This is a genomic window from Type-E symbiont of Plautia stali (assembly GCF_059731115.1).
In genome coordinates this window covers 1,125,738-1,144,331 of the sequence record NZ_AP035906.1, presented here as the reverse complement: position 1 = coordinate 1,144,331, position 18,594 = coordinate 1,125,738, and the positions used below count along the sequence as shown (strand labels likewise).

The 18,594-nt window shown below is 51.9% G+C and carries 15 protein-coding genes, 1 tRNA gene and 1 pseudogene; 9 read left to right on the top strand and 8 right to left on the bottom strand.

Features of this window, described 5'->3' with window-relative positions; genetic code table 11:
- Positions 1 to 67: 67 nt before the first annotated feature.
- Positions 68 to 1,519, bottom strand: a complete 1,452-nt coding sequence (locus AC6I8L_RS05155; protein WP_058960841.1) for a restriction endonuclease subunit S — start codon at positions 1,517 to 1,519, stop codon at positions 68 to 70.
- Positions 1,509 to 3,113, bottom strand: a complete 1,605-nt coding sequence (locus tag AC6I8L_RS05150) for a type I restriction-modification system subunit M (protein ID WP_058960842.1) — start codon at positions 3,111 to 3,113, stop codon at positions 1,509 to 1,511. Before AC6I8L_RS05150 ends, AC6I8L_RS05155 begins: the two co-directional genes overlap by 11 nt.
- A gap of 415 nt (positions 3,114 to 3,528) precedes the next feature.
- On the opposite strand from AC6I8L_RS05150, the gene AC6I8L_RS05145 reads away from it, so the two are divergent.
- Positions 3,529 to 5,649 carry an ATP-binding protein gene (locus tag AC6I8L_RS05145; protein WP_058960843.1) on the top strand — a complete coding sequence of 707 codons (2,121 nt, stop codon included), beginning with the start codon at positions 3,529 to 3,531 and terminating at the stop codon, positions 5,647 to 5,649.
- Positions 5,650 to 5,841: 192 nt separating this feature from the next.
- Here AC6I8L_RS05145 and AC6I8L_RS05140 read toward each other — a convergent pair.
- From AC6I8L_RS05140 to AC6I8L_RS05130, 3 genes and pseudogenes are all read right to left on the bottom strand, one after another.
- Positions 5,842 to 7,047, bottom strand: a pseudogene (locus tag AC6I8L_RS05140) (tyrosine-type recombinase/integrase).
- Positions 7,048 to 7,221: 174 nt separating this feature from the next.
- Positions 7,222 to 7,298: transfer RNA gene (locus AC6I8L_RS05135), tRNA-Arg, on the bottom strand.
- A 170-nt stretch (positions 7,299 to 7,468) separates the two neighbouring features.
- Entirely contained in the window at positions 7,469 to 7,972 is a 504-nt protein-coding gene (locus tag AC6I8L_RS05130) for a DUF1198 family protein (protein WP_058960856.1), read from the bottom strand.
- A 174-nt stretch (positions 7,973 to 8,146) separates the two neighbouring features.
- Between AC6I8L_RS05130 and folD the strand changes: the two genes are divergently transcribed.
- The gene (folD, locus tag AC6I8L_RS05125; protein ID WP_034828233.1) at positions 8,147 to 9,013 is read left to right on the top strand and encodes a bifunctional methylenetetrahydrofolate dehydrogenase/methenyltetrahydrofolate cyclohydrolase FolD; all 867 of its coding nucleotides are present in this window, start codon (positions 8,147 to 8,149) and stop codon (positions 9,011 to 9,013) included.
- Entirely contained in the window at positions 9,013 to 9,225 is a 213-nt protein-coding gene (gene ybcJ, locus AC6I8L_RS05120) for a ribosome-associated protein YbcJ (RefSeq protein ID WP_058960844.1), read from the top strand. Before folD ends, ybcJ begins: the two co-directional genes overlap by 1 nt.
- A gap of 173 nt (positions 9,226 to 9,398) precedes the next feature.
- On the opposite strand, the gene cysS is transcribed toward ybcJ, so the two are convergent.
- Positions 9,399 to 10,784, bottom strand: coding sequence for a cysteine--tRNA ligase (cysS, locus tag AC6I8L_RS05115; RefSeq protein ID WP_058960845.1), 1,386 nt, complete (start codon positions 10,782 to 10,784; stop codon positions 9,399 to 9,401).
- Between the two features lie 218 nt (positions 10,785 to 11,002).
- Between cysS and ppiB the strand changes: the two genes are divergently transcribed.
- The 4 genes from ppiB to purK all read left to right on the top strand — a co-directional run bounded on the left by ppiB (position 11,003) and on the right by purK (position 13,986).
- On the top strand, positions 11,003 to 11,497 hold the full coding sequence (gene ppiB, locus AC6I8L_RS05110) for a peptidylprolyl isomerase B (RefSeq protein WP_034828227.1): 495 nt from the start codon (positions 11,003 to 11,005) through the stop codon (positions 11,495 to 11,497).
- Positions 11,497 to 12,213, top strand: coding sequence for a UDP-2,3-diacylglucosamine diphosphatase (gene lpxH, locus AC6I8L_RS05105; protein WP_058960846.1), 717 nt, complete (start codon positions 11,497 to 11,499; stop codon positions 12,211 to 12,213). Before ppiB ends, lpxH begins: the two co-directional genes overlap by 1 nt.
- Before the next feature lie 202 nt (positions 12,214 to 12,415).
- Positions 12,416 to 12,925 carry a 5-(carboxyamino)imidazole ribonucleotide mutase gene (gene purE / locus AC6I8L_RS05100; protein ID WP_034828223.1) on the top strand — a complete coding sequence of 170 codons (510 nt, stop codon included), beginning with the start codon at positions 12,416 to 12,418 and terminating at the stop codon, positions 12,923 to 12,925.
- Positions 12,922 to 13,986, top strand: coding sequence for a 5-(carboxyamino)imidazole ribonucleotide synthase (purK, locus tag AC6I8L_RS05095; RefSeq protein WP_058960847.1), 1,065 nt, complete (start codon positions 12,922 to 12,924; stop codon positions 13,984 to 13,986). The genes purE and purK overlap by 4 nt, the downstream gene beginning before the upstream one ends.
- Positions 13,987 to 14,030: 44 nt before the next feature.
- On the opposite strand, the gene ybbP is transcribed toward purK, so the two are convergent.
- On the bottom strand, positions 14,031 to 16,448 hold the full coding sequence (gene ybbP, locus AC6I8L_RS05090; protein WP_058960848.1) for a putative ABC transporter permease subunit YbbP: 2,418 nt from the start codon (positions 16,446 to 16,448) through the stop codon (positions 14,031 to 14,033).
- Entirely contained in the window at positions 16,445 to 17,131 is a 687-nt protein-coding gene (gene ybbA, locus AC6I8L_RS05085) for a putative ABC transporter ATP-binding protein YbbA (protein ID WP_045833127.1), read from the bottom strand. Before ybbA ends, ybbP begins: the two co-directional genes overlap by 4 nt.
- Between ybbA and tesA the strand changes: the two genes are divergently transcribed.
- Together tesA and AC6I8L_RS05075 are read left to right on the top strand one after the other, a co-directional pair.
- The gene (tesA, locus tag AC6I8L_RS05080; protein WP_236699747.1) at positions 17,099 to 17,725 is read left to right on the top strand and encodes a multifunctional acyl-CoA thioesterase I/protease I/lysophospholipase L1; all 627 of its coding nucleotides are present in this window, start codon (positions 17,099 to 17,101) and stop codon (positions 17,723 to 17,725) included. The two genes, ybbA and tesA, sit on opposite strands and share 33 nt — an antisense overlap.
- A 31-nt stretch (positions 17,726 to 17,756) precedes the next feature.
- Positions 17,757 to 18,530 carry an SDR family oxidoreductase gene (locus AC6I8L_RS05075; RefSeq protein WP_058960850.1) on the top strand — a complete coding sequence of 258 codons (774 nt, stop codon included), beginning with the start codon at positions 17,757 to 17,759 and terminating at the stop codon, positions 18,528 to 18,530.
- Positions 18,531 to 18,594: the final 64 nt, after the last annotated feature.

Here is an 18,594-nt window from a genome sequence, read left to right as displayed (position 1 = left end):
CTAGTTCGGGTCGTTAAAGGAAATAGCTATAGAGGAGAAAGTGCTAGCACGTCCCCCCTTTAATGAGTTATACCACGCTCTCTGAAGTAAGTTTGGCCTCGAGTTCCTCAAGACACAGCTCTCCGGAAATCAGTTTGGGTAGTAGGCAGTCACGGAGCTTAACTAATGTATTGCATTGCAATCGAACATTTTTTGCCTGCTCCAGGTAAGCCCCAGCAATACTGTCAAAATAAGCCAACGTTTGATTTTTTGGCACAACGCAGAATGAATCACTGAGGTCACCCTTTTTGATATGTCCCATCGTAACTGCTTTTGCTGCTGCAATATGTTGAAACCTAACCAAATGATGATTTGTCCAGTGAAAATAAAATGATAACGGATATTTACTTGAAGTGACCTTGTATAAATGCTGATTTAAAGCCGCATTACCACCAGTCCAAATATCTGTCATCAATGTTCCTGACCAAGAAAAAATCATGTCGCCATTGTATACTCGGCATGACTCCTTTAAGTCGATTCTGGCTCTTTCGTTATTGTCGCAATACCCTTGGCGAAGCTGCGCAATTTTAAGAACAGGAAGATATTCATCTTCGTCACTATCTGGTCTAAATTTTTGTAAAGCCAGTCCATTCTGGAAATTGGCAATATTATCTAATGGGGCAATAAACCACCCCTTCGGTATCCAACCATTAATTCCTACTGAAGGCTCGACACCCTCCTCAAAAGCTGCGGGGAATAGCTGGCGGATATCCTCCGATAAAGGTTTGAAGTCTGCATTTTCGCGCGCAGCTTTACGGGCCTCAGCACGGCGCAGCAACTCATCAGAGAACTCTAAATCCTGCTCGAAAAAGCCTGCATCCAACGCGTTATCGACTACGGGGTCAAAATCCACGAACCATGATTTAAAGAGCGCTTGTGCCATTTGCTCTAGAGTTTGGTTGATTTGAGTATTAATACTTTGCTTTGCCAATAAACCAAGCGTGACTCTGGATATATGTTCCTGAATAAGCATCGGTGGCAAGGGGATCTCGAAGCTTTCTATATGTCCTTTTGTAATCGCTCTTCTACTGCCTCCTGCATTGAAACTTTCAATGTATGCTTTGGTTTCAGGTAAGCATAAGTAGGCCATTAGATATCCAGGCAAGCATTTACTCTTATCTAATCTAATTATTGCAACATGTTGATTAACAGCTGCGGGCAAAATTTCTTCAGGAACTAAGCAGCAACGTGAGAATGTTACACCATCACCTGTGATATTTATTAGCACGTCATCTTTCTGAAGATGTACCCCTTTTAGTTTATTAGCGTCCTCATCTGATATAAACCTCAAGCCACTTACGTCAAATTTGAAATCGTAGACATTCTGACTTCTGATAAATGCAAATTTTTTACGTTCTGGAATATAAGCAGACTCTCCCCCGCGAGGAGTTGAACCAGAACCAATCTTAAGAGATATCTCTTTTAAGCAAACGGTATCCCAGCTATATTCGCCTAAAAATCTAGAATTATTACTCTCCATACCCAAGCTCCTCCATATTTTGGCGTATAGCTCGATCCAGCACGGCTGCTTCATCCAATTGTCGATAAAGAGTTTGGGTCAGCTCCTGCATCTTGGTTTCAAAGGCGATGCCATCATCTTCAACATCTGCAGCGCCCACATAGCGGCCAGGAGTCAGCACAAAGTCGTTGGCCTTCATATCATCAAGAGTCGCGACTTTGCAGAAACCAGCCTGATCCTGATATTGCTCGACACCGATCTCTTTAGCCTCAATGCGGCGCTTGAGTTCGCTTTCGCTAATGCGCCAGGCGTGGAAAGTGTCGGCTATGGTGGCAATATCCTCTTTAGTCAGCTCTTTTTGGGTACGGCTCACCATAGTGCCAAGATTACGGGCATCGATAAACAGAGTCTCACCGCGACGATCGCGGTAGCCATATTGAGGATTGGCTTGTTTGCTTTTGCTGATAAACCACAGGCAAACGGGGATCTGGGTGGTAAAAAACAGCTGCCCCGGCAGGGCAATCATGCATTCGATACGGTCATCTTCTATCAGCTTTTGACGGATCTCGCCTTCACCGCTGCTATTAGAGCTCATCGAGCCATTGGCCAGCACAAAGCCCGCGGTGCCGTCTTCGCTCAGCTTGGAGAGCATGTGCAGGATCCAGGCATAGTTAGCGTTGCCGGTAGGAGGAGTGCGAAAACCTGCAAAGCGCGGATCGTTGGTGAGCTCCGCCTCGTTGCGCCAGTCCTTCAGGTTAAAAGGTGGATTAGCCATGATGAAATCGGCCTTGAGATCTGGGTGCTGATCGGCAAAAAAGGTATCAGCCGGGCGCTCTCCCAGATTGCCGGAAAGTCCGCGCACAGCCAGGTTCATTTTGGCCAGCTTATAAGTGGTGCTGGTCAACTCCTGGCCGTAAATAGCGATGTCCTTACTCTTACCTTGATGGCTTTCAACAAATTTTAGCGACTGCACAAACATGCCGCCTGAGCCACAGCAAGGATCATAGATCTTGCCTTGATAGGGTTCGAGCATTTCAGCAAGCAGGGTCACTACTGCTTTCGGGGTATAGAACTCTCCACCACCTTTACCTTCGCTGGCGGCAAACTTGCCAAGGAAATATTCGTAAACGCGGCCTACCAGATCTTCTTCAGTCAGATCGCATTCGTTGGCGAGGGTGTCAATGTTCTCAATGGTATCAATTAGAGAAGCGAGCCTTTTCACCTCTAATCCCTGACGGGAGAAGTAGTTATCAGGCAAGGCACCCGTCAGCGACGTATTGCACTTCTCTATGGTGGAAAGAGCCGTGTCAACGATCACCGCGATGTCATCTTGCTTCGCACGGGTTTTGACATAAGACCAGCGGGCTTCTGGTGGCAGGAAGAAGACGTTATCCTGCTGATAGAAAACGTCCATATCGACAAAAGCTTCCTGGCCGTTGTCAATCAGCTGGTTACGCTTGGCTTCAAACTTGTCGCTGATAAATTTCAGGAATACCAGGCTCAAAACTACGTGCTTGTACTCGGAGGATTCCACGCTGCCACGCAGCTGGTTGGCGGTATCCCAAAGTGTTTCTTCGAAGCCTTTTCCAGCTTTCTTGGTTGGTGATTTAGCCATGTAAATGCGTTCTCTTTTTCTAATAAAACAATCGGATTCTCTCGATTTTGGAGCTAACCTCTGATGAGAGGAAACCTCATCATGGGTTAATCCCTGTGCGAGTGGTCGCCAATGTATACAAAGTGATATTGACCGGGATTATCTCATAAAATCAGCCGGACTTAATTACCTAAGGCCAAAATGCATGCAAGTTTGCGCCCTCTAAGATGGTCGAGACAAGCGATCGCGACCAGCATCTACAAACTGGGAAATTGATGGCTTGCACAGAACTAGTTGTGAAACAGCTTATGGAAGTGTTGGTGTACCGGCTGCGATGTGTTGTGGCGAATACTTAACGAAGTATTGATAGTGATTTTTCTAACAATTGTTGCTAATCTGACCACACACATAATTTCTCTGAAAGAGTTAGGAAAAAATGAGAAACCCGAACGCAAACCTCCAAGGTATGCTTAGGCTTATTCCAGCCTCAAAGAACACGCTAGCTCCAGTTTTTGAGGCAATAACTAACTCTTTAGAGTCTATCCTCGAAAAAAAAAGCACTAAAAAACAATTCATCAGTGTGAATTTTCATTTCAACGATATTGACAAAGAAAAGAAACACCTCGATCGTATAGTTATTTCTGATACTGGTGTTGGATTTAACAGTGTTTCTTTTGAAAGATTTGGCGCAATATTAGACAATTCCAAAGGCTATCATAATAGAGGTACTGGGCGTTTACAGTTCTTACACCGTTTCTCTCAACTTAGTATAGTTAGTCAATATATAGAAAAGAATGAGAGCTATATTCGAACTTTCAAAAGCAGTAATGAGAACTTCATCTTTGATGAGCGGCTGGCGCAGTCGAATTCTGAAGAATCTTTGACAACAATAACTTTGCAAGGATTTAAGTCACAGAAAAAAGATGATGAATATTTCAGTTCGTTGACACTGAAAAAATTTGAGTCCCTTATTAAATCTCAATATGCACTACGTGTATATTTAGAAAAGCAGAAAGATATCACATTCCCTGATTTAAAGCTCCAATTTGAATATTCTGTGTCTTCAGAATCAGAAACAGTTTGCTTGACTCCCGATCTCTTCCCTGAACCTTGCCAATCCGGGCAGTTTACAGTTCCTTACTCCTACCCACGACAAAATGACAAGGCAAAAAGTGGTGTTGACTGGATTTGCGATTCAGTTAAAGAGCCAGAAATTTTTAAGTGGCTTGTATTTGAGTTTGACGCTGAATCAATAGAAAGTCACGGGGCATTTCTTTGCAGTAAAGATATCCCAGTCGAACACATTAAGAATCCCATTATAAATAATGCGAATGGGTTGATTGGTAAGAAAAAAATTGCGGCATTTTATGGTGATTACTTAGATCGCCCAGAAAATGTAAATGACGCTGTAGATTCCTTTATAATAAAATCTAAATTAGATGTTAATCAGATATCTTCTTCTTTATTTTATGATTATTCATATGTGTATATGGATGATATTAAAAAAGAGGTTGGCATTCAGCTTGATAAGATTTATGAGGAACTTGTAGATGCAAAGGAAGCAACCAGCAAAAGAGTGATGATGCTCGCTCTAGAACTCGGTGTGTCGGCAAAGGTTGCTGACATTGTAAAAGGCCGAGTAAAGCTGAATGCACCAGATGAGGTGATAATTAAATCTCTACATGTTGAATTAGCCAATATTATCGCAGATAAAAGTAATAAAACCAGAACCATCATTAAACAATTAGATAAACTAAACCCTGCCTCTGATAATTATCAAGCGCAAATCGAGTCAAAATCAAAAGAAATTTCTCGACTTATTGATGAGCAAAATAAAGAAGAACTTTCTAAGTACGTTATTCGTAGAGAGATTATTACAACACTGCTGGACAAAATAGTATCAAGCAAGCTTGAGATTCAAAATGAAGAACAACCTTTAGGGAAAAGAAAAGATAAAGAGGGAATTATTCATGACTTGTTTTTTAAAAGAAAAACCAATGATGAGATTAATGACCTTTGGGTTATTGATGAGGAATTTCTTTATTATCAAGGGTTTTCTGAAATAGAGTTAAGTAAAATAACTTTACCTGATGGAACTCCCCTTCTTCGACGAGAAGCGTATGAAGTTATGGTAAAAGAAGGGTTTAAGCCCAATCAAAGACCTGATGTTTACCTTTATGCTGGAGAAGGTAAGTGTATTTTGCTTGAGTTTAAGGCTCAAGACGTTGATCTTTCTGATTACCTGCAACAAATGCCTAAATATTGCAATATATTGGCAAATTACGCAAATGTTAAGCTGGAAAAATTCTACTGTTATTTGATTGGTGAAAAAATATCACCAATTTCATCTTTGAACGATTATGAGCAATCAGTAACAGGAAGTTGGTACAGGGATTCTATTCCAGTGAGAAGTGCCGACTTAACTAATAGGCAAACTATTGCAAATATTCGAATGGAAATATTAAAGTTGTCTGATATTTCAAAAAGAGCTCGATTGAGAAATGTTAGCTTTGCCCAAAAACTGGGGCTCAAAAAAATGCTTGCAAGCTCTGATTGATTTTGGGTATTTATAACAGATGACGCTCATAACTGTCAGAGAGCAGTGCTGGATGTTGATTTGTGCCAATTAATGACATGGCTTACTATTGTGTGAGCCATGTCATTAGACTTATAAACATACCTCTTTTAGTCACACACTTTTTGAGTTCCCTTACCAATATCGCTGCAAGGTTAAATCAGAGATTACCATTCAAACGACTCTTGGGAGCTCAGTAGTATTAATTTTCCCTAAACCATCCACAAAATCCCCATACCACTGCAACATTTCCCTTCTCTGCTCCAGATACTGAGCATGATTATACGTCCCACGAATTGTGTTTTTGTCCACATGAGCTAACTGCAACTCAATCCACGCGGTGTTATACCCCTGCTCATGCAGGATGGTACTCATCGTGTGCCGGAATCCATGTCCTGTCGCTTTCCCGTGATAACCAATGCGTTTCAACACCTGATTGATGCTCGCTTAACTCATTGGTTTGGTGATGTCATTGCGTCCGGGAAATACCAGCGAATAACGCCCAGTAACCACTTGGATCTCGCGCAGTGCTTCAACCACCTGGGTTGACAGCGGTACCATATGTGGACGCCGCATCTTCATGCGTTCTTTAGGCACTTCCCAAATCGCTTTATCAAGATCAAACTCTTTCCACTCAGCCAGACGTAACTCAATGGTGCGCACACCGGTCAGCATCAGAATACGGGTTGCAAGCCGAGTGATTGGGCTACCTGAATAGGCTTCTAACGCCTGCAAAAACTCAGGCAGCTCTTCCGCGAGCAGATGAGGGAAATGTTGTGACTTTGGCGTTGCCAAAGCACTAGAAAGCTCAGATGCGGGGTTATTCTCCGCCCGGCCAGTGACAATCGCGTATCGAAATACCTGATTGCATGCCTGTCGGATTTTACGCAATTTATCGAGAACACCGCGCTTCTCTAGCTTACGCAGCGTCGTCAGCATCTCCAGCGGCTTTATCTCTGCAATGGGTCGCTTGCCGAGATCTGGGAAGATGTCGTTTTCAAATGCTTCCATTAAGTCATCAGCGTAGCCTTTTGACCATCCGGTACGCTTATACTCATGCCATTCCAGCGCGATAGCTTTGAAGTTATTTTCAACACTTGCCTTCTGCGCCAGTTTTTCAACCCGCTTCTCTTCGCTTGGATCTCCGCCAAGCGCAACAACCTTGCGTGCTTCCTCTCGCTTCAAACGAGCATCTGCCAATGAGATATCGGGATAAACACCGATAGAGAGCTTTTTCTCTTTACCCAGCACGCGATATTTTAAGCGCCAGTATTTAGCACCGTTGGGTTTGATCAGCAGGTAGAGTCCGCCTCCATCCGTTAATTTGTATTCTTTCTCTCTTGGTTTTGCAGTGTCGATCTGCCGTGCATTTAGTGGCATAGGGGGCCCCTAATTTCCATTGAACGAGATGAGCCCCCGCAAAGGCCCCCAGACACCAATTGATTTGGGTTGAACTGAGTAGACTTTAGTTGAGCTCGCGACAGAAAAATCCAGCTATATCAGGGATTATAAAGCAAAGAAAGAGAGTTCAGTAGAAGTGTGTTGACTTGAAAATGGCACGCCCTACAGGATTCGAACCTGTGACCTACGGCTTAGAAGGCCGGTGCTCTATCCAGCTGAGCTAAGGGCGCATAGTGGTTGCGTCGGATTATACGTTTGCACGCTCTCGCGTCAACGTTTTTGCCTCCCTGCGGCTCCAGAGTGTTGAATCATTGAACAATTCGTCCTGAAGACCGAGCAGTACGCCCCACGTCGCGCGCCATCCGCCCTCTATACCCATGCCCAACAATCCCCCTCCCCCTCAATGCCGCTTACGCCACTCGCTCATCGACACCAAATTACTCACCTCGCCAGCCTCCCCTTCCAGCTCGATCCCCTGCTGCGTAAACCGCGCGTTATACTGTTCTCGCAGCGCATGCAGCTCCGCACTCTCCGGCTCCAGCTGCCGCAAAAATCCCAGCGCCAGCAACAGCTGCTGCCGCGATATCAGTCCCGAAAATCCAGCCCTGGTCAGAATCCCGTGCCAGCGCACCGCGTTCTCGTCGCTGCCATCGACAATCAACACCTGCCAGATCAGCATCACCGCAGCGCCGTTGCCCAAATGGGTTTCATTATCGCCCGCGATGTAATCGGTGAACTCTTTGGCCGCGTCCTTACCCATCAGCGACAGCATCGATTCGATGTGCACCGGCGGCAGTTGCAGCCGTTTACTCAGCCCTTGCGCCGCATGGCGTGAACCGGCCGTCAGTAGTTGAAACCCTACAACAAACACCACCGCCAGCGTGGCGAGTATTAACCAAATCATCACGGCATCCACATAATTTCCTGAGGGACATAATACGCGCTAAGGCGGCCTCACGTCACTGCGGAAAGTCGTGAAACGCACGGGTGAAATGAATCTCTACCTGACAGCCGGACGCGCTTCTGACAGAATAGGCGCCAATCCCCGACTTAACTCTACAGATGGATTTCCTCTCTGATGGCAGCAAAAATTATTGACGGTAAAACGATTGCGCAGCAGGTGCGCCTTGAGGTTGCCGAAAAAGTACAGCAGCGTCTGGCAGCCGGTAAACGTGCGCCAGGTTTGGCAGTGGTGCTGGTGGGTGAGAACCCCGCTTCGCAGATCTATGTCGCCAGCAAACGTCGCGCCTGTGATGAAGTGGGCTTTATCTCCCGCTCTTACGATTTGCCTGCGACCACCAGCGAAGCCGAACTGCTGGAACTGATCGATACGCTGAACAATGACAGCGAAATCGACGGTATTTTGGTTCAGCTGCCGCTGCCAGCCGGCATCGATAATGTCAAAGTGCTGGAACGTATCGTGCCGGACAAAGATGTCGATGGCTTCCATCCGTACAACATCGGTCGTCTGTGCCAGCGTGCGCCAAAGCTGCGTCCTTGTACGCCACGCGGCATCGTCACGCTGCTGGAGCGCTACAATATCGATACCTACGGCCTGAACGCCGTGGTGGTTGGCGCATCCAATATCGTTGGTCGTCCGATGAGCATGGAACTGCTGCTGGCGGGCTGCACCACCACCGTTACGCACCGTTTCACCAAAGATTTGCGTCATCACGTTGAGCATGCCGATCTGCTGGTGGTGGCGGTTGGTAAACCGGGCTTTATTCCGGGTGACTGGATCAAGCCAGGCGCGGTGGTGATTGATGTTGGCATCAATCGTCTGGAGAGCGGTAAAGTGGTGGGCGATGTGGATTTCGCGAGCGCTTCTGAGCGTGCGTCTTATATCACCCCGGTTCCCGGTGGCGTCGGTCCCATGACCGTCGCGACCCTGATTCAAAATACATTAGTCGCGTGCGAAGAGTATCACGACGTGGAGGAGGCATAATGGCCAGTTTTTCTTTGGGCGAACATGCTCACGTTGATTTGTGTGACCTGCTGAAACTCGAAGGTTGGGTACAGAGCGGAGCGCAGGCAAAAGTCGCCATCGCGGATGGCGAAGTGCGCGTAGATGGCGCAATCGAAACGCGTAAGCGCTGCAAGATTGTGGCAGGCCAGAAAGTTGAGTTCGCCGGTTATGAAATTACCGTTGTAGCTTAAGCATTCAGGCAAACAAAAAAGGGGCGAACTGCGGTTCGCCCCTTTTGCTATTCTGCGGCTGGTAAATTCAGGTGCGCATCAACGCGAACCCTGCAACCTGGCAACTCGGGTGCTGATGACTGCGCACCCTTCAATTTGCCTATTCGGATGCCAATAAACGCGCACCGACGCTGTTACTTACGACGCCAGCTCGAACCCTGCGGACCATCTTCCACAATCACGCCCAGCTCATTCAGCTTGTCACGCGCCACATCCGCCTGTGCCCAATCTTTTGCCGCACGCGCATCAGAACGCGCTTTGACCCAATGCTCGATTTCCGCCACTTCGTCATCATTCACCTGCGCACTGCTCTGCAGGAACTGCTCTGGATCCTGTTGCAGGATGCCGAGCACGTTCGCCAGCTGACGCAGTTTCGCGGCCAGGGCATCAGAGGCGGCTTTGTCTTCGGTTTTCAGGCGGTTAACTTCACGCGCCATGTCGAAGAACACCGAGTAGGCTTCCGGCGTATTGAAGTCGTCATCCATCGCGGTGCGGAAGCGCGCTTCAAACTCTTCGCCGCCTGCTGGCGTGGCGCTGGCATCGGTGTGACGTAGCGCGGTATAGAGACGCTCCAGCGCCGCACGTGCCTGATTGAGGTTATCTTCGCCGTAATTAAGCTGGCTGCGATAGTGGCCCGACATCAGGAAGTAACGCACGGTTTCCGCATCGTAATGCGCCAGTACATCGCGCACGGTGAAGAAGTTGCCCAGTGATTTCGACATCTTCTCGCGGTCGACCATCACCATGCCGGAGTGCATCCAGTAGTTGACGTAATCGCCGTCGTGCGCACAGGTTGACTGCGCCACTTCGTTTTCATGGTGCGGGAACATCAGATCCGATCCACCGCCATGGATATCGAAGTGGGTGCCGAGCTGTTTGCAGTTCATCGCGGAACACTCAATGTGCCAGCCTGGACGACCATTGCCCCACGGCGAATTCCACGCGGGCTCGTTAGGTTTGGACATTTTCCACAACACGAAGTCCATCGGGTTGCGTTTGATCTCGGTGATTTCAACGCGCGCGCCCGCCTGCAACTGAGTCAGATCCTGACGCGACAACACGCCATAACCTTTGTCACTCATCACATCGAACATCACGTCGCCGTTGTCCGCCACATAAGCGTGTTTGCGTTCGATTAGACGCTCAACCAGTTCGATGATTTCAGGGATATGGCGCGTGGCACGCGGCTCCAGATCCGGCGGCAGAATGCCCAGTGCGTCAAAATCTTTGTGCATTTCAGCGATCATACGGTTGGTCAGCGTTTCGATGCTCTCACCGTTTTCGTTGGCACGTTTGATGATCTTGTCTTCAATATCGGTAATGTTACGCACATATTTGAGCTGATAGCCCACATAGCGCAGATAACGTGACACCACATCAAATGCAACGAAGGTACGCCCATGGCCGATATGACAAAGGTCATAAACCGTAATTCCACAGACGTACATGCCGATCTGACCAGCGTGGATCGGTTTGAATTCCTCTTTCTGACGGCTCAGGGTGTTATAGATCTTCAGCATTGAACGATTCCGTTATTAACGTTTGCGGGATACGCCTTTCCAGCGTAGCTGGGTATTGTGCCGTATTTTTCTCAGTTGTGCATCGCTCGCTTACCTTCTGTGGCTGCCTTACTGACGAGCCATCGGAATTTGTGATATAAGAGGCGTCTACAAAAATGCCCCGCCGCTTAGCAGGCGCGGCAGTTGATACTGACGACACCCGTAACAGGACGAATATAATGGTCACTTTCCAGACGAACCATGGCGACATCGTAATCAAAACCTTCGATGACAAAGCGCCGGCTACCGTGAAAAACTTCCTGGACTACTGCCGTGAAGGTTTCTACGACAACACCATCTTCCACCGTGTTATCAACGGTTTCATGATTCAGGGCGGCGGTTTCGAGCCTGGCATGAAGCAGAAAGACACCAAAGAAGACATCCGTAACGAAGCCAACAACGGTCTGAAGAACACCAAAGGTACGCTGGCGATGGCCCGTACTCAGGCGCCACACTCTGCGACTGCACAGTTCTTCATTAACGTAGCAGACAACGACTTCCTGAACTTCCGTGACGAAAGCCTGCAGGGCTGGGGTTACTGCGTGTTCGCTGAAGTGGTTGAAGGCATGGACGTGGTTGAGAAAATCAAAGCGGTGAAAACGGGCCGCAGCGGCATGCATCAGGACGTTCCGGTTGACGACGTTGTCATCCAGAAAGTGACTGTTAGCGAGTAATGTCGCGCACGCTGTTTATCGCAGATTTGCATCTGTGCACAGAAGAACCGGCAATTACTGCCGGTTTTCTGCATTTTTTGCAGGGTGATGCGCGCGATTGCGATGCGCTTTACATCCTCGGCGATCTGTTTGAAGCCTGGATTGGCGATGATGATCCTAATCCGCTACATCGTGAAATCGCTGCTGCACTAAAAGCCCTGCCAATCCCCACATTCTTCATCCATGGCAATCGAGACTTCCTGCTCGGTAAACGTTTTGCGCGTGCCAGCGGGATGACGCTGCTACCGGAAGAGCAAGTGCTCAGCCTGTACGGACATCGCGTGCTGATTATGCATGGCGATACTTTATGTACTGACGATGAAGGCTACCTGCGCTTCCGCGCCAAAGTGCATCAGCGCTGGCTACAGCGCTTGTTCCTCGCCCTGCCGTTGCGGATTCGTATGCGCATTGCCGCACGTATGCGCGCCGACAGCAAGCAAGCAAATCAGCACAAGTCGATGAGCATCATGGATGTTAATCAGCAAGCCGTAATCGATACGATGACGCGCCAGCAGGTGCGGATTTTAATTCACGGGCATACCCACCGTCCGGCGGTGCATGAGCTGGTTGTGCAAGGTGAAAGCGCCCAGCGCGTGGTGCTCGGTGCCTGGCATGAAAATGGCTCGATGATTCAGGTTGATGCCGATGGCGTGCAGCTGATCGAATTCCCGTTTTAAAATCGAATCCTGAAATAGTCGGGCGCATTCGTGCTCGACACTCAGCGGGATGAAGATTCATCATCTGCCCATCCTGACGCATCATTGCCCGTTTTCCGGCCACGCAACCGTTTTCCTTGCTCTCTTCTCATGCTATTCTCTGTGCCCTTCTTTACCTGCCCGCCCGGCCAGGTTCGTTTGACTATTCACAGGAGTTGACCGCATGTCATCCAACGCCACCCCGGCTCGTATCGCCATCGTCATGGGTTCTAAAAGTGACTGGGCTACCATGCAGTTCGCCGAGGAAATTCTTAACAGCCTGGATGTTCCGTTCCACGTTGAAGTGGTCTCTGCTCACCGTACGCCAGACAAACTGTTCAGCTTTGCCGAAACCGCCGCGGATAACGGTTTCCACGTGATCATTGCCGGAGCGGGCGGTGCTGCGCATCTGCCGGGCATGATTGCTGCCAAAACGTTGGTGCCAGTGCTGGGCGTGCCGGTACAAAGCGCCGCACTGAGCGGTGTGGATAGCCTCTACTCCATCGTGCAGATGCCGCGCGGTATTCCTGTCGGCACATTGGCGATCGGTAAAGCCGGTGCGGCTAACGCTGCGCTGCTGGCGGCACAGATTCTGGCGGTGCATGACAAAGACCTGGCGGCGCGTCTCGCCACCTGGCGTCAAACCCAGACTGACGAAGTGCTGAACAACCCAGATCCGCGGGTGGATGCATGAAACCGGTTTGCGTACTCGGCAACGGTCAGTTAGGCCGTATGCTGCGCCAGGCGGGCGAACCGCTGGGCATCGCGGTGTATCCGGTGGGTCTGGATGCTGAACCTTCTGCCCTACCGATCGCCGAAAGCGTGATCACCGCAGAGATCGAGCGCTGGCCGGAAACCGCGTTGACGCGCGAGCTGGCGTTGCACCCGGCATTTGTGAACCGCGATATCTTCCCGCGTCTGGCCGATCGCCTGACGCAGAAACAGCTGCTCGATCAGCTGAACCTGGCAACCGCACCATGGCAACTGCTGGCAGATAAAGCTGAGTGGCCGCAGGTGTTCAGCTCGCTGGGCGAACTGGCGATTGTGAAACGTCGCACCGGCGGTTATGACGGTCGCGGTCAGTGGCGTCTGCGCGCCAATGAAACCGATTCGTTGCCGGATGAGTGCTACGGCGAGTGCATCGTTGAACAGGGCATCAACTTCAGCGGTGAAGTGTCGCTGGTCGGTGCGCGCGGTCAGGATGGCACCACAGTGTTCTATCCACTGACCCATAACCTGCATCAGGACGGCATTCTGCGCACCAGCGTGGCCTTCCCGCAGGCCGATGCCGCGCAACAGCAGCAGGCGGAAGCGATGCTCAGCGCGATCATGCATGAGCTGAAATACGTTGGTGTGATGGCGATGGAGTGTTTCATCACGCCTGAAGGTCTGCTGATCAACGAACTGGCGCCGCGTGTGCACAACAGCGGTCACTGGACGCAGAACGGCGCGTCGATCAGCCAGTTTGAGCTGCATCTGCGTGCGGTGCTGGGTCTGGCACTGCCGAAACCGGTGGTGTTTGCGCCGTCGGTGATGGTGAACCTGATTGGCACCGACGTGAATGTCGACTGGCTGCAACAGCCGCTGGTGCATCTGCACTGGTATGACAAAGAAGTGCGTCCTGGCCGTAAGGTGGGGCACTTAAATCTCACCGATAGCGATCAGGCACGCCTTACGGCGGCGCTGAACGCGCTGGTGCCGCTGCTACCGGAAGAGTACGCCAGCGGAATTGCCTGGGCGGTTGAGAAGCTGTAAATGAAAAAGGCCGCGCAAGCGGCCTTTGATTTTTGTGCACAAGATTAAGCCGCTTCAAACCGCCTGAACAGCGCCTTCCCTTTCAGCAGTCGCACGCCCAGCCAGCCACCGCACACTGACAATAGCAGCGCGCCGCAAATCGGCAATGCAATCCACAGCGTCCAGTCTGGCTCCCAGGGGAAATCGAAGATTTTACGCTGTAATCCCCACAGCGCCGCTTCTGCGCCCAGTGCCGCCGCGATCCCCGACACCACACCAAGCAAGGCAAACTCGCACCACAGCGTGCCGCGCAGCAGGCGTTTACTGGCACCCAGCGTGCGATACACCACCAGCTCTTGTCTGCGTTGACGCATACCGACCTGAATCTGCGCCAGCAGCAGCAGCACGCCGCACACCGTCACCAGCACCACCATGATCTCCAGCGCCTGACTGACCTGCGCCAGCACCAGACCGATCTGCTTCAGCATGCTGCCGACATCCAGCAAACTCAGCGTCGGGAAGGCGCGATTGAGCTGTGCCAGCAGTGCCGGATTGCTGTCCATGCGGAAACTGGTCAGCCAGGTTTGCGGCTGTTGATCCAGCGCGCCCGGCGGGAAGATAAAGAAGAAATTCGGCCGCAGGCTCTCCCAATCCACTTTGCGCAGGCTAGTGACTTTGGCGCTGAACTGCTGGGTATCACCGCTGAAGGTCAGCGTATCGCCGAGCTTCAGGCCAAGGCGATCAGCCAGCTCCACTTCCATCGATACTTCACCGGCTTTCGGCGGCCAGCTCCCGGCCAGCAGCGGATTGTGATCCGGACGCTCCGATTGCCACGTCAGATTGAGTTCGCGGTTCAGCGCGTTATCCATCTTCGGATCGGCTTCTTTGCCGTTCAGCTCGGTCAGACGCGCACGCACAATCGGGTAGTAGGATTCCGGTTTAATATGATGCTGATTGAGGAAGTCGCGCACCTGCGGCACCTGTTCCTGCGTCATGTTGAGCAGGAAGTAGTTTGGCGCATCCGGCGGTAACTGCTGCTGCCAGCGATCCAGCAGATCGCCGCGCATCACCAACAGTAACGCCAGCAGCATAAAGGAGAGCGAAAATGCCGCCAGCTGGCTCAGCGTCATCACCGGCTGCCGTAGCAGACGATTGATCGCCAGACGCATCGCCAGATTGCGCACCACCAGCTTACGCAGCATCAGCAGCGTGCCCCAGCCGAGCAGTGACAGCAGCAGCGCCAGCATCACCACGCCCGCCAGCAGCGCCCACAGCATTTTGCTGCCGCCCATCAATAACGCCAGCAGGCCAACCACCACCAGCGCCATCGCGGGAAGATAAAACCGCAGCGGCCAGACATTCGCCACCGCATCGCGCCGGAGCACACGCAGCGGCTGCGTCGCCATCAGCAGGCGATAGGGGCGCAATCCCACCAGCAGCGAAATCACAAACATCGCGCCAATCGCCCACAGCCACGGCCAGAAGCTGGCGGCAGGCAACGCAGCGGGCAGCACCGGTTTGAGCATCGCCAGCAGGATGACCTCAATCCCCTGCCCCAGCACGCTGCCTGCGATGGCCGCCAGCAGCAACACCGCCAGCCACTGGCCGATGATCAGCCGTTGTAAGGCTCTACGCGTGGCGCCCAGCGTTTTCAGCACTGCCACCAGATCGTAGCGGCTGCGGCAGTAATGGCTCATCGCCACCGCAACGGCGGCAATCGCCAGCATCAGCGTCAGCAGTGCTGATAACAGAAGGAATTGCTGCGCACGCTGCATTGAGCGACCGAGCGCATCTTCGGAGTTCTCGACGCTGATCCAGCGCTCACCGGCTTTTAACTGCGGCTGGATCCAGCTGTCATAACGCGCCAGCGGAGCCGGATCGCCGGAGAATTTATAGCGCCAGCTGAGCCGACTACCCGGCTGAATGGCACCGGTTTTATCGACATCCGCGAGGTTCATCAGCAGGCGCGGCGCCGTCTGGAACGGATTAAAGCCGCCATCCGGTTCCTGAATCACTTCACCAGCAATGCGCAGCGTGGTGTCACCGACATCAACGTTATCGCCAACTTTCAGATTCAGCAGCGCCAGCAAGCGTGGCGCGGCCAGCACCGTGCCCGCCTGCGGTTTTAATCCCGGCGGATCGGTCTGCAAGGTGCCGAACATCGGATAGGCATCGTCCACCGCTTTCACATCCGCCAGCTGCGGCGTTTGATCGGCGAAGGTCATGGTCATAAAACTGAGCTGACGACTGACCGAGAGCCCTTCATCGCGCGCTTTGTTCAGCCAGGCTTCTGGCGCGGGTGCACTGCTGCGCAGGGTACGATCGCCCGCCATAAAATCACGGCTCTGCTGACTGAGCCCTTTTTCCATGCGATCGCTGATCGAGCCCAGCGCCAGCACGCAGGCCACCGCCAGGGTGAGCGCCAGCCAGACAATCAGCAGCGACGGCGAGCGCCATTCACGCCAAAACCAGCGCCAAATCATGTCTCCTCCCACAGCTTGCCGTCGCGCAGACGCAGCCGACGATCGCAGCGCGCCGCCAGTTGCTCATCGTGCGTCACCAGAATCAACGTGGTGGCGAAATCGCGGTTGAGGGAGAAAAGTAAGTCGGCGATGCGATCGCCGGTTTTGCGATCCAGGTTGCCGGTCGGTTCATCGGCGAACAGCAAACCGGGACGGCCGCTAAACGCGCGTGCCAGCGCCACACGCTGTTGTTCCCCACCGGAAAGCTGCGCGGGCAGATGATGCAGACGATCTTTCAGGCCAAGTTGAGTCAGCAGATCCACTGATTGCGCGCGGCTGTCGCGATCGCTGTCACCGCGCAGCAAGGCAGGCAGCTGCACGTTCTCCAGCGCGTTGAGCGTCGGCACCAGCATAAAGGACTGGAACACAAAGCCCACTTCCCGCGCGCGCAGCGCGGCACGTTGCTCTTCGTTCATGTTATGCAGCGGCTGACCGAGCAGATTGACCTCGCCGCTGCTGCCATCGTCCAGCCCGGCCAGAATGCCCAGCAATGTGGATTTGCCGGAACCCGATTCGCCAATCAGCGCGATGGTCTCAGCTGGTTTGACAACCAGCTCAACTCCGGTAAGGATGGTCAGCTGATGCTCTCCCTGACCGACGGACTTAGTAAGATGATGAACTGCAACAATGTTTTCCGCTGGCATTATCCCTTCCTGTTGTTATTGCTTCTGCTGGTGTCCCGCATCGCCGCCGCCGATACCTTGCTGGTACTGGGCGACAGCCTGAGCGCCGGGTATCGCATGTCCGCCACCGCGGCATGGCCCAGCCTGCTCAATAAAACCTGGCAACAGCAGCCCCAGATTATTAACGCCAGCATCAGCGGAGATACCGCCGGACAAGGGCTGGCGCGTTTGCCTGGCCTATTAAAACAGCATCAACCCCGTTGGGTGTTAATCGAATTGGGCGGTAACGATGGCTTACGCGGCTTCCCGCCTGCCAATATCGCGCAGGATCTGAGTAAAGTGATCGACGAAGTCAAAGCGGCTAAAGCACAGCCGCTGCTGATGCAAATTCGTTTACCCGCTAATTATGGACGTCGTTATACCGAAGCGTTTAGCGCGATTTATCCGCAGCTGGCACAGAAGTACAACATTCCTCTGGTGCCCTTCTTTATGGAGCAGGTCTATCTGAAGCCGGAGTGGATGCAGCAGGACGGTATTCACCCCAATCCGGATGCGCAGCCGTTTATCGCCAATCTGATGGCCAACGAACTGGCTCCGCTAGTAAAGCAGAATTAAAGCAGGCGTGTGATTTTTAACAGGTAAAGAAATGCAAAAAACAATTGTAATCACTGGCTGCTCCAGCGGCATCGGCTTAGTGGCCGCCAACGATTTGCAGTCTCGCGGCTATCGCGTGATTGCCGCCTGCCGTCGCGCGGATGATGTGGCGCGCATGGAGGCGCTGGGCTTTATTGGCGTGCTGCTCGATCTTGATGATGAAGCCAGCGTGGATGCCGCTGCCGACCATATTCTGGAATTGTGCGAGCATCGCCTGCATGGCCTGTTCAACAACGGCGGCTTTGGTCAGTATGGTCCGTTGAGTAGCGTGTCACGCGCGCAGCTGGAAAAACAGTTCTCCACCAACCTGTTTGGCACCCATCAACTGACGATGCGCCTGCTGCCTGCCCTGCAAGCCAGCGGCAATGGGCGTATTATCAATACCAGCTCGGTGCTGGGGCTGATCTCCACGCCCGGGCGCGGTGCCTATGCCGCCAGCAAATGGGCGCTGGAAGCCTGGAGCGATGCGCTGCGCATGGAAGTGCGCGCTTCCGGCGTGCGCGTAAGCTTGATCGAACCTGGGCCGATTGCCACGCGTTTCACCGACAATGTGCATCAGGGCGAGCAGGACAAACCGGTGCGTAATCCCGGCATTGCCGCACGCTTCACCCTGCCGCCGGAAGCCATTTTGCCCAAGCTGCGCCACGCGCTGGAAAGCAAACATCCGCGCCTGCGCTATCCGGTGACGCTGGTCGCATGGGTAATGAGCCTGCTGAAACGCCTGTTACCGGGCTGGATGCTGGATCGCATCTTGCGCAGCAACTGATCGACAAGCTAGATTTGAACTTGAAGCGGGGCAGCTTGCCCCCATATTCTCAACACACTTTCTG

Excerpts from the sequence above, each read along its gene's own strand:
- AC6I8L_RS05155 (WP_058960841.1), bottom strand. The coding sequence starts at position 1,519 with ATGGAGAGTAATAATTCTAGATTTTTAGGCGAATATAGCTGGGATACC.
- AC6I8L_RS05150 (WP_058960842.1), bottom strand. The coding sequence starts at position 3,113 with ATGGCTAAATCACCAACCAAGAAAGCTGGAAAAGGCTTCGAAGAAACA.
- AC6I8L_RS05145 (WP_058960843.1), top strand. The coding sequence starts at position 3,529 with ATGAGAAACCCGAACGCAAACCTCCAAGGTATGCTTAGGCTTATTCCA.
- AC6I8L_RS05130 (WP_058960856.1), bottom strand. The coding sequence starts at position 7,972 with ATGATTTGGTTAATACTCGCCACGCTGGCGGTGGTGTTTGTTGTAGGG.
- folD (WP_034828233.1), top strand. The coding sequence starts at position 8,147 with ATGGCAGCAAAAATTATTGACGGTAAAACGATTGCGCAGCAGGTGCGC.
- ybcJ (WP_058960844.1), top strand. The coding sequence starts at position 9,013 with ATGGCCAGTTTTTCTTTGGGCGAACATGCTCACGTTGATTTGTGTGAC.
- cysS (WP_058960845.1), bottom strand. The coding sequence starts at position 10,784 with ATGCTGAAGATCTATAACACCCTGAGCCGTCAGAAAGAGGAATTCAAA.
- ppiB (WP_034828227.1), top strand. The coding sequence starts at position 11,003 with ATGGTCACTTTCCAGACGAACCATGGCGACATCGTAATCAAAACCTTC.
- lpxH (WP_058960846.1), top strand. The coding sequence starts at position 11,497 with ATGTCGCGCACGCTGTTTATCGCAGATTTGCATCTGTGCACAGAAGAA.
- purE (WP_034828223.1), top strand. The coding sequence starts at position 12,416 with ATGTCATCCAACGCCACCCCGGCTCGTATCGCCATCGTCATGGGTTCT.
- purK (WP_058960847.1), top strand. The coding sequence starts at position 12,922 with ATGAAACCGGTTTGCGTACTCGGCAACGGTCAGTTAGGCCGTATGCTG.
- ybbP (WP_058960848.1), bottom strand. The coding sequence starts at position 16,448 with ATGATTTGGCGCTGGTTTTGGCGTGAATGGCGCTCGCCGTCGCTGCTG.
- tesA (WP_236699747.1), top strand. The coding sequence starts at position 17,099 with ATGATGAACTGCAACAATGTTTTCCGCTGGCATTATCCCTTCCTGTTG.
- ybbA (WP_045833127.1), bottom strand. The coding sequence starts at position 17,131 with ATGCCAGCGGAAAACATTGTTGCAGTTCATCATCTTACTAAGTCCGTC.
- AC6I8L_RS05075 (WP_058960850.1), top strand. The coding sequence starts at position 17,757 with ATGCAAAAAACAATTGTAATCACTGGCTGCTCCAGCGGCATCGGCTTA.